The sequence below is a fragment of the Dechloromonas denitrificans genome (genome assembly GCF_020510685.1).
GTDB classification, from domain to species: Bacteria; Pseudomonadota; Gammaproteobacteria; order Burkholderiales; family Rhodocyclaceae; genus Azonexus; species Azonexus denitrificans_A.
Genome location: NZ_CP075185.1, coordinates 3,969,697 through 3,980,000 on the forward strand (window position 1 = coordinate 3,969,697; position 10,304 = coordinate 3,980,000).

Annotated in this window: 8 protein-coding genes and 1 tRNA gene (1 of these 9 running past the window's edge); 3 read left to right on the forward strand and 6 right to left on the reverse strand. The window is 60.5% G+C overall.

Annotated features, from left to right (window positions below; all coding sequences use genetic code 11):
• Positions 1–74: 74 nt before the first annotated feature.
• From KI611_RS18940 to ispB, 5 genes are all read right to left on the reverse strand, one after another.
• Positions 75–4,052 (reverse strand): EAL domain-containing protein, encoded by a 3,978-nt coding sequence (locus KI611_RS18940; protein ID WP_226417204.1) that lies wholly within the window; start codon positions 4,050–4,052, stop codon positions 75–77.
• A complete protein-coding gene (locus tag KI611_RS18945; protein WP_226417205.1) occupies positions 4,021–4,650 on the reverse strand; it encodes a biliverdin-producing heme oxygenase in 630 nt (209 codons plus the stop codon). The genes KI611_RS18940 and KI611_RS18945 overlap by 32 nt, the downstream gene beginning before the upstream one ends.
• 23 nt (positions 4,651–4,673) lie before the next feature.
• Complete coding sequence (locus KI611_RS18950) at positions 4,674–5,570, reverse strand: MerR family transcriptional regulator (protein ID WP_226417206.1); 897 nt, start codon at positions 5,568–5,570, stop codon at positions 4,674–4,676.
• 225 nt (positions 5,571–5,795) lie between these two features.
• Positions 5,796–5,872 (reverse strand) — tRNA-Pro (locus tag KI611_RS18955).
• Positions 5,873–5,888: 16 nt separating this feature from the next.
• Positions 5,889–6,857 carry an octaprenyl diphosphate synthase gene (gene ispB, locus KI611_RS18960; RefSeq protein ID WP_226417207.1) on the reverse strand — a complete coding sequence of 323 codons (969 nt, stop codon included), beginning with the start codon at positions 6,855–6,857 and terminating at the stop codon, positions 5,889–5,891.
• Positions 6,858–7,003: 146 nt separating this feature from the next.
• Here ispB and KI611_RS18965 point away from each other — a divergent pair, with 146 nt between their 5' ends.
• The 3 genes from KI611_RS18965 to corA are packed head-to-tail and all read left to right on the forward strand — an operon-like array spanning position 7,004 to position 9,932.
• Positions 7,004–8,107: an HD domain-containing phosphohydrolase gene (locus KI611_RS18965; RefSeq protein ID WP_226417208.1), complete on the forward strand. Its 1,104-nt coding sequence runs from the start codon at positions 7,004–7,006 to the stop codon at positions 8,105–8,107.
• Entirely contained in the window at positions 8,107–8,871 is a 765-nt protein-coding gene (gene tcdA, locus KI611_RS18970) for a tRNA cyclic N6-threonylcarbamoyladenosine(37) synthase TcdA (protein ID WP_226417209.1), read from the forward strand. Before KI611_RS18965 ends, tcdA begins: the two co-directional genes overlap by 1 nt.
• Complete coding sequence (corA, locus tag KI611_RS18975; RefSeq protein WP_226417210.1) at positions 8,868–9,932, forward strand: magnesium/cobalt transporter CorA; 1,065 nt, start codon at positions 8,868–8,870, stop codon at positions 9,930–9,932. Before tcdA ends, corA begins: the two co-directional genes overlap by 4 nt.
• Here the strand turns inward: corA and KI611_RS18980 are convergent.
• Positions 9,929–10,304: the end of an MBL fold metallo-hydrolase gene (locus tag KI611_RS18980; RefSeq protein WP_413463921.1), read on the reverse strand. Its footprint extends 572 nt past the window's final position; 376 of the gene's 948 nt are visible here — the last part of the coding sequence; the start codon falls outside the window, past its right edge; the stop codon is at positions 9,929–9,931. The genes corA and KI611_RS18980 overlap by 4 nt on opposite strands.

Genomic DNA, 10,304 nt, shown 5'->3' on the forward strand with positions numbered 1-10,304 from the left:
CGGCCGATTGGCAAGCAACATTTGCCGCGCCGCCGGCGCTTGCGGAAAGGGCCGTTTCGGGCTGCGGGGCACGATCAGCCAAGCCACGCCTCGAGATCCTCCGGCACCATCGGTTTGGCGAAAAAGTAGCTCTGAATGTTGGTGACACCCTCGGTTTTCAGGAAATCCACCTGCGCCGAGGTTTCGGCTCCCTCCGCCACGACCTCGACTTTGAAACTCGAGCCGAGCGCGAGGATCGTCCGCACGATGGTGACGTCGTCGGCATTGCCGGGAATGCCGTCGATGAACGATTTGTCGATCTTGAAACAGGTGATCGGGAAGAGCTTGATGTGCGCCAGGGACGAATATCCGGTGCCGAAGTCGTCGACCGACAGGAATATGCCCAAAGCGCGCAGCCCCTCGGTAATCTTGCGAGCCGGTTCGCTAGCTTCGAGCGCCCCCTCGGTTATCTCCAGTTCAAGCTGATCCGGCGCGATCCCCGATTTTTCGATGATGCCGGCGACCACCGCGACAAACGATTCGCGCAATTGCGAGGGCGCCACATTGACCGCCACCTTGGGGATGCCGACGCCGCGGCTCGACCAGTCTTGCATCTGCCGGCAGGCTTCGGCCAGCACCCAGTTGCCGAGATCGGACATCAGGCCGACATCCTGGACGGTCGGCAGAAAGTCGCCCGGGACCAAAATGCCGCGTAGTGGATGCTGCCAGCGGACCAGGGCTTCGACGCCCTTGACCGCACCGTTTCGCGGATCGACCTGGGGCTGGTAGACCAGGAAAAATTGCTGCTGCTGGAAGGCGTGGCGCAACTCGCTGGTCATCGTCAGTTTCTTGCCGAGGTCTTCCGCCATGTCCTTGGCGTAGAACTCGAAACAGTTGCGGCCCCGGTCCTTGGCGCGGTACATCGCGGTATCCGCGGCCTTGATCAGATCGGCCGGTTTTTGCCAGTCATCCGGATAGATGCTGATCCCGATGCTCGCCGTCGGAATCAGCTCGTGTCCGGCAAGATAAATGGGTTCGGCGAGCAGCCTCAGCATCCGGTCCATGGCATCGCAGATCTGCTGATGATCGGTGACATCTTCCATCACCAGAACGAATTCGTCGCCACCCCAGCGGGCCAGCGTGTCGTTCTTGCGAGTCGCCGACAACAGCCGTTCGGCAACCGACTTGAGGTAGCGGTCGCCAACCGCATGGCCCAGGGTGTCATTGATGATCTTGAAACGATCGAGGTCGATGAAGACGACCGAGGCGCCCCCGCCGTGGCGCTTGCTCCGCTCCAGGGTCTGCGCCAGCTTGTCGGAGAAGTTCAGGCGGTTGGGCAGGCCGGTCAGCGTATCGTGATTGGCAAGATGGTAGAGATTCTCCTCGGCCTGCTTGGCTTTCGAAATGTCGCTGAAGACCGCGACATAGTTTTGCACTTGCCCGTCGGGTTCGAGGATGGAGGAGATGCTGCCCCATTGCGGGTAGATTTCGCCGTTCTTGCGACGATTCCAGATTTCGCCGGCCCAGCGCCGCTTTTCCCGCAGCTCGCGCCAGAGTTCTTCATAGAAATGCGGGGTATGAACGCCCGACTTGAGGATGGCCGGAGTTTTGCCGACCGCCTCGTCGGAAGAGAACCCGGTTATTTCGCTGAAAGCCCGGTTCACCGTGGCGATGCGACCGAGATGGTCGGTCACCATCACCGCCTCGATCGCCTGGTCGAGAATCACCTCGGTGGCGGCATTCCGCCCGACCTGTGCTTGCTGCGGCGCCTGGCTGAAGACGACGACGGCGCCGACGATCTTGCCGCCATCGACCAGCGGCGTGCAGACAAACTCGAGAAACAGCCCCGGCGAGCCGAGCTTGCCCTGCTGGCGCTGCCTGCCCTGGCGGGTTTCGCCATCGGACAGGGTGGCGAGAAATGGGCAGTTTGTCGCGACCAAGGTGTCGCCTCGCACATCGTCCGACCAAGCGAACACCTCGCAACAATTACTGCCGAGCAGTTCATCGTCATTGCGCCGGAGTATCTTGGAGGCCAGTTCGTTGGCGTAGATGATAAGCCCCCCGGCATCGAGGCTGACCAACCCTTCGCCGGCCGCCTCGAGAATCTGGGCATTGCGGCGATGAACGTTCTCGATCGCCAACTGATAGTTGTAGCGCTGCGTGACATCGCGGGCATTCAGCAGAATCTCCCCCTGGCCCAGTCCGCCCAGCGTGTGCTTCAGTGTCGCTTCGACCCATAGATCCCGACCGTCGGGACGCCGGCCGCGAACCACCCGGGTTGCCGTCGCTCCCAATTGCCGGATGTCGGCCAGCAATTCCCGGAACACGACGGCCCCGTCTTCGAGAACGTCGGCCAGCGTCAGGCCGACGATCTGGCCGCTATCCCGGCCGAGCAGTTCCCGACACGCCGGCGAGGCGAAATGAAACTGGCCGCCCAGGTCGAGGCGGGCAATCATGTCGGTCGAATTGTCGGCCAGCAGGCGATAACTTTCCTCACTGCTCTTCAAGGCTTTCTGGGCGAGCACCTCGATCAGCGCGAGGGTCAGCGAGTTGGCGGCATCCGTTTCGACCTGCGACCAGGGCAGCGATTTGTCGTGGTAAGTCTCGATCCAGGTTGCGAAGGATTTGCGCGGCGAGATGCGAACGCCGGCCGGACTGCTCACCACCGTTTTTTGCGGATTGCCCGCCCAGCGGAGGGTGCGCAGGACGCCGGGGCGGAACCACATGACGAAATTTCGCATTTCGTGGTCCAGCGGCGCCACCATCATGCCGCTCAGATGCCGGGCGGCCGACTGTCGGGGCACTCCGAGATCGGCAAAGGCGTGACCGAGATCGTCAGTATGGAGCATTGGACTGACCGGCCTCTGCCGCAACAACTCGACCAACAGATCGACTTCGTCGGCGTGCGGCGTATCGCCCAGCAGATGGCGCTTGCCGTCGATGGTGACGACCGCCCCGACGGCGCGGACGAGACCCAACAGCTTGTCACCGATCAGATGAATCACTGCATCGAGGTCATCCGACGAGCGGATCAGCCCGGTCAGTTCGTACAGGATGTCGCGGATACGCCGGCTCAGCGCGTCGCGATCGCTTTGATCCATATTGATCAGCTTGAGCGAAATCGCCCGGCCGATGAACTCGTCCAGTTCCCGCGATTTCAGCGTGACGTATTTCGGCGTGAAATGATGGCAGGCGATCAGGCCCCAGAGACGGTCGTTTTGCACCAGCGATATGCTCAGGCTCGAACGAACGCCCATGTTGCGCAGGTATTCGACGTGGACCGGCGACATACTGCGCAACCAGGAGTAGCTCAGATCAAGCGGCTCGCCATCGTCCGGCAGCGACAACAGGGGGACGCGCTCGGCATCGACATCGACGATGATCCGGACCAGATTCCGGGTGTAGAGCGCCCGGGCCTGGGGCGGAATATCGCCGGCCGGGAAGCGATTGCCGAGATAGGAATCCGCCTCGTCCGTCTTGTTTTCGGCAATCACCTCGCCGTCCCAATTGGCATCGAAGCGGTACATCATCACCCGGTCGAAACCGGTCAGCAGACGGACCTGATCGACCGCCATCTGGGCATAGCGGTCGAGATCGGTTTCCGAATCCAGCTTCCAGAGGGCATCGCGAATCGGAATGAAGAGTTCGTGAAAGACGTCGCCGGCGGGCGCTTGCTCTTGCTCCACCTCGATGACCAGATTGTCGCCGGCGCGGAAGATCTGGGCGTCGTATTTCCGGACACCGTCGCCGACCGGTAGCGCCAGCGACCAGATCATCGCACCCGGGACGGCCAATTGCTCCTTGATGACCTCGAGATGGGCGACTTGCTCTCGACCGATCAATTCGTGCAAAGGTTTGCCGATCGCCTGCTCCGCACTGAACGGGAAGATCAGCTCGAGATTGGCGCTGGCCGTCGTGACGATCAACCGGGCGGCATCGACCGCAATCAACACGCCGACCGGCTGAATGCTGCCGATCTGGTGAATCGGTTCGCTGGCGCAGACCTTGAGCGCAGCTTCGAGATCGAGCTGCTGCTCAGCCTCAGACCGGCTGGTGAGCGAGGTGATAGTCATCAAGAAGGGATTCCATCAAGGAAAATGTGGTTTTGGCGGATGACATAGCACTGTCGCGAATCTCGTCGTGAGTCAGAGTGGCATCGATAAACGCTTCGGTCTGCTGCCAGTACGAGGCAATATCCGGTCCGTAACCATGGAAGAAACGGGCGCCCTGCGTCGCGGTCAATCCCAGATGGGCTTCCAGATGCCTGGAAATGACCTGGCCACCCAGCGACGACCCTTCGATGGTGTACAACACCCCAACCAGCTGCCCGATATCGCGCAGCTCGACAGCCGTGCTCGGCGACTTCGGCAGAAAGGCCGGCGCCTCCGGGTCAATCCCGAACTGCATCAGGTCATCCTCGATCCATTGCAGCTTGCGGCGTCGGTCGTAGGAAAAGGGGAGCATTCGCGTCGCCAGAAACTGGCTGATCGCCCCTTCGATGATTTTGTAAAAATGGTAGTAGGCGACCAGCACCAACTGGTACCTGTCCAGCGAATAGTCGGGACGGGTGATGCCGGACAGCATGGGGTGCTGATTGAGGCGGACGTGTTCGCCATGGGTGCTGTCGCGCAGGAACTGGCGGACGGCCGAGATGGGAGCTTGGTTATTCAAGACGGGGCGATCAAGTGGGGTGGTCAATGGGACGGGCGTCCGGTCGACAGCGAAGCCACCGCCTGCCGCAAGTCGGCAAAAACATGGATGCCCTGCGGCGGCGAGACGATATCGGCAGTGGCCGCCCCGCCAGCCCAGACTTCCGTCGCCTCGGGTAACAGGGAACGCAGATGGAGGAGAAAAGGCCGCACCCGGCGCCGCGGATAGGCAAAGCTGAAGGACAGCGCAACGATGTCGGCCCGACATGCCAGCGCAGCCTTGGCCAGATCCTCCGCACCAATGTGCGGCCCGACATTGACGCAATCGACACCATGATCGGCGAGGACGGCCTGGGCCATCAACAGGCCGAGACTGTGCAGCTCGTCGGGCGGCGTGGCGAAGATGATCCGGGGACGGCACTCCTGCCGAATCGCGGCGCCGATCGCTGCTTGCAACTGACGCTGAAGCAGCCCGGTGCACAGATGCTCATGGAAAACCTCGATTTCCCCCCTGATCCAGGCTTCGCCGATCGCCGTCGTCAGCGGTGCCACCGTTAACAGGACGAAGTCGGTAATGCTTTGCCGGCGGGATTCCTCAGTCAACAGCGCATCGAGGCCGGCAAGATCGGCCTCTTTCAACAGTTCGATGGCCCGCTGGGTCGACGCCAGCCATTGCGGACAGGCATCCGCGCAGCCAATCGCCTGCGCCAGCTTTTCCAGTTCGAGCAAGGGCTTGCCGACGATCAAGGCGGGACGAAACCCGGCGTCGAGCAGGCGCTTGATCAGCCGCAACTGGGCTACCTGCTCCTTCGGGTAGCCCGGCGTATCACCGGTAAGCGGCTGGGGAAAACCGTAGCGGGACCGCCATTTGCGCAACAGATCCTTGCCCAGACCCGTTTCGCGCTCCAGATCCGTGGCATGGACGTTCGAAGAATAATTCATAGCGGCGGAGTATATGCCTAAAGGCCTATGTCCGTTCCGTTATGTCACGGACAATGACAACGCTTTGCGCTAGAAGGTTGTTCACGCCCAACCAAAACAACGCAGGGGATCAGTCACACGCAAGCTATTCGCAGAAAGACCGGGTACAGGAGTCCGGCCCGCCGACAAGAATGCCGGGCCAAATGGAAAAACCCCAGTAACTCGTTGAGTTACTGGGGTTCCAATTGGTCGGAGTGACAGGATTCGAACTTGCGACCCCTGCGTCCCGAACGCAGTGCTCTACCAGGCTGAGCTACACTCCGATGCTGTTTAAGAGTCCTAATGGTTTCTCTCAACTGCAAAGAGCGTCAATTGTAGCAGAGCTTTTTGATAATTTGAACCCCCCAGACACGAAATTGATGCTCTCGCCAATTCGGCTTCTTGCCCGGCACGAGCGCGTGCGTGGTCGAGCGCCCCACTTTTCCGGATGGCGTCGAGCACCGCCGGGAAATCATCCCGCCCGCCTTCTTCGATGGCTTTGCGAACACAGGCGGCTTGCTCCGGCGTGCCGTGCTGCATGACATAAATCAGCGGCAGGGTCGGCTTGCCTTCGGCCAGATCGTCGCCGATATGCTTGCCGGTATCGGCTTCCTGCCCAGAGTAGTCGAGCACGTCGTCAACCAGCTGGAAGGCTGTGCCGAGGTGCATGCCATAGGCGGCCATGGCTTGTTCGACCTCGGGCGTCGCCTTGCCGAGGATGGCGCCGAGCTGGGCCGCGGCTTCGAAGAGCTTGGCGGTCTTGTAGTGGATGACCTGCATGTAACGCGCTTCGTCGACGTCGGCGTCATGGCAGTTCATCAATTGCAGGACTTCGCCCTCGGCGATGATGTTGGTCGCATCGGAGAGCACCTGCATTACCCGCATGTCGTTGACCGCGACCATCATCTGGAAGGCGCGGGAATAAAGGAAATCGCCGACCAGAACACTGGCGGCGTTGCCAAACATCGCATTGGCCGTATCACGCCCGCGCCGCAAGGCCGATTCATCGACCACGTCGTCGTGCAGCAGGGTAGCGGTATGGATGAATTCGACGACCGCCGCCATCTCATGATGCCGACTGCCCTGATACCCCATTGCCCCGGCCGCCAGCAATACCAGCGCCGGACGCATGCGCTTGCCTCCGCTGCTGACGATGTATTCAGCAACCTGCCGGACCAGGACCACGTCGGAGTGCAAACGGTCGCGAATAACTGCATCGACGGCCTTCATATCGGGCCCGATCAGGGCGTAAAGCTGTTCCAGTGTCACGGTAGGCTATTCTCTGTTGAAGCGCGGAATCTTAGGGGGCCGGGTAAGGGCAGTCAAGGCCGAAAGATCAAGTGGGCACTCTGATTTGACAAGTGTTTAAGCTAAACTCGACAAGTTAGAAATCCATAAAAAAGGGGGAGGCCGACATGGATATTCGCTCGATCACCGCACCTGTCATTCAGGACCGTGAAGCGCTGGAGGAGTTCGCCGACGTCCTGACCGACCGCGCGCCCCAGATTGAACACGACGTGGCACGGCTGCAGAAAAGTCCGGCCGACCGCGAGATCATCGCCGATCTTTTTCGCGCCATCCACAATATCAAGGGCGATGCATCACTGTGCAAGTTCGACCTGGGCGTCGCCATCGCCCATCCCATCGAAACGATGATGGGGCGCTTTCGGGAAGGCGAGATCCCCTTCTCCGATCTGCTCGCCGAAATGATCCTGCTGGCCGTCGACCGCCTTGAACTGGCGACCGATGCGGTGCTTGCCGGAAAATCCGTCGAAAATTTTCGTCTGCTCGATCTGGTTCAGGGACTCGACACCCTTGCCCTGGCCAGCAACGAAGATGTCGATACCCGGTGCGCCGAACTGATTGAGACGGTAACCGGTTTTCCATCGGTCATCGGGGAAATATCGAGTCGTGCCCCGCGCGTCGCAACGCCGAAGAGCGAACAGAAAAATGCCAGCTCCGACCTGCAGTTCTTCCGCTCGCTCGCCCTGCAGCTGGAAAGCCGGTCACCGCTTTTCAAGGGACGAACCATGCGCATCCTGCGTCTTGCCCTGGAAACCAACAAAACCGGCGGCAACGCCGTTGATCCGGTGCAACTCGAAGCGGCGGTTTATCTCCACGATGTCGGAATGATGCTGGTGCCGGAAGCCGTTTGGCTCAAAGTTGGAAAGATGACGCCGGAAGACAAGCGCCAACTGAACAACCACCCGGGGTTCGTCGCCGGCCTGTTGCAACGCATGCCCGGCTGGGAGGAGGCAGCCGAGATGGTCGCACAGCACCACGAGATGCCGGATGGCGGCGGCTATCCGAACCAACTGCCTGCCCCGGAGATTTGTCCGGGCGCCAAGATTCTGGCGATCGTCGATGCCTTCGAGGCGGTGATGCTGAAACATATTCATCGCGGCAAGAATCGCTCGGTGCTCCGGGCCATTGCCGAGATCAACGCCTGCGACAAGCAATTCGCGCCGGAATGGATCGCTCCTTTCAATGCGGTTATCCGCAAGACCATCGAAAGCTGATGCCAGTCGATCATCAACGCCGCTTTGGCGGCATCGCTCGCCTTTATGGCGCCGAGGGCGCCGAGCGCTTGCGCCTGGCCAATGTCTGTGTCGTCGGCATCGGCGGCGTCGGCTCATGGAGCGTCGAAGCCCTGGCCCGGACTGGAATTGGCCGGATTACCGTGGTCGACCTCGACATGGTCGCCGAATCGAATACCAATCGACAGATCCACGCCCTCGGGGATATCTACGGCAAAGCCAAAGTTGACGCGATGGCCGAGCGGATTCGGGCGATCAACCCGGCCTGTGAGGTCGGTTGCATTGAAGATTTCGTGACGCCGGAAAACGTCAGCCAGATACTGGGCCATGGCTTTTCCGTCGTCATCGATGCCATTGATCAGGTGCGCGCCAAGGCGGCGATGATTGCTTTCTGCCGCCAGCAAAAAACGCCTATCGTTGTGGCTGGCGCGGCTGGCGGGCAATTCGATCCGACCCAGGTTCGCCTTGCCGATCTCAGCCAGACGGTGCAAGACCCGCTGCTTGCCAAGGTACGCTCTATCCTGCGGCGCGAGTATGGGTTCTCTCGCGATGGCAAAAAGAAATTCGGCGTCCCGGCGGTATTTTCGACAGAACCCTTGCGCTACCCGAGCAAGGACGCCAGTTGCGATGCCGAACGCGGTCCGGCCGGTCTGAATTGCGCCGGGTTTGGTTCATCCGTCTGCGTCACCTCGGTTTTCGGCATGGCGGCAGCCGCGCACGCCATCAGCCTGATTACCAGCCAATGAGCAAGACCAAGAAACTGCGCTCACGGAAAGCCGGCTTGGCACCGGGAACGCTGATGCATATTGGCGAAATAAAAACCCAAGCGCCCAGTTTCTCGGTCATCGACTTCGACGAAAAAGGGCTTTCCGAAGCAGGGCTGCCCGACACGGCCAACCTCCGCGACCGCCCCAGACAGTTCAAGACGCGCTGGGCCAACATTTATGGGGTGCACAACCCGGCCGACCTGGCGGCGCTTGGCGAGATTTACGCGCTCCACCCGCTGGTTCAGGAAGACATTCTCAACAACGCCCAGCGGCAGAAGATCGATGCGTATGAGAACTACCTCTACCTCGTCCTGCACCGCTACGATCTGAAACAAGACCCGCTTGAACTCACCCAGGACCAGATCAGCCTGGTTATTGGCCGTGACTTTCTGTTGAGTTTTCAGGAAAGACCTTCACGGACATTCGAGCCCGTCCGCCAGCGCCTTCGCGCCGAACAGACCAGTCTGCGCAAAGGCGGGGTCGATATGCTGGCCTACTCGCTGATCGACTCGGTCGTGGACAGCTATTTTGGCGTCATCGAGCAACTCAACGACCACGCCGAATCGCTGGAAAACGACATCCTCGGGCGACCGGTCCCCGCCACACTGGAAGGCATCCACCAGTTCAAACGTTGCGTCTCCCAACTGCGGCGAAACCTCACGCCGCTCCGGGAAGTACTCGGCACGCTGCATCGCGATGCGGCCGATTTTTTCCGGCCCGAGCTGCAGCTATATTTGCGCGACGTTTATGACCACACGGTGCACATTCTTGAATCGCTTGAAGACTTGCGCGATCTTGCGACCGGTCTCCTTGACGTCTATCTATCGACGGTAAGCCACCGGGTCAATCTGGAAGTCCGGACGTTGACCGTGGTGGCCACCATCTTCATGCCGGCGACGCTGATCGCCGGCATTTTCGGCATGAATTTCCGCGTCATGCCCTGGCTGCCCGATGCCGACGGTTTCTATTACGCCCTCGGCTTGATGGGGCTGATTGCCAGCATCATGCTGCTGCTGTTCTGGCGACGCCGCTTCCTCTAAACCGCCAGGCTGTCCAGCCAGACACCCAAGCCCTGGGCGTTCAGCTCGAGATCGGTCTCCCATATTTCCCCCAACTGCGCGTCGGATAGCCGACAACCGTGGGCACGAATCTGGGCGAACAGATAGGCGGTCATCGCCTGCTTGATGCGTTGATGGCGATCTGCGCCACCATCCTTTTCGGACATCGCCAGGTCGACCAGAACATCGAGATGGCGCAACAGGTCTTCCCCTTTTTTCTGCACATCGACAACCTGCCCGTAGTGGGTCAGATACATCGCATCCGGGCTGAATGAGAGCAGGCGCCGAATCGACTGACGCATCTCCTCGGGCTCGAACTGGGTCGGCGTCGTCGTCGGAAAAATGAACTGTCGG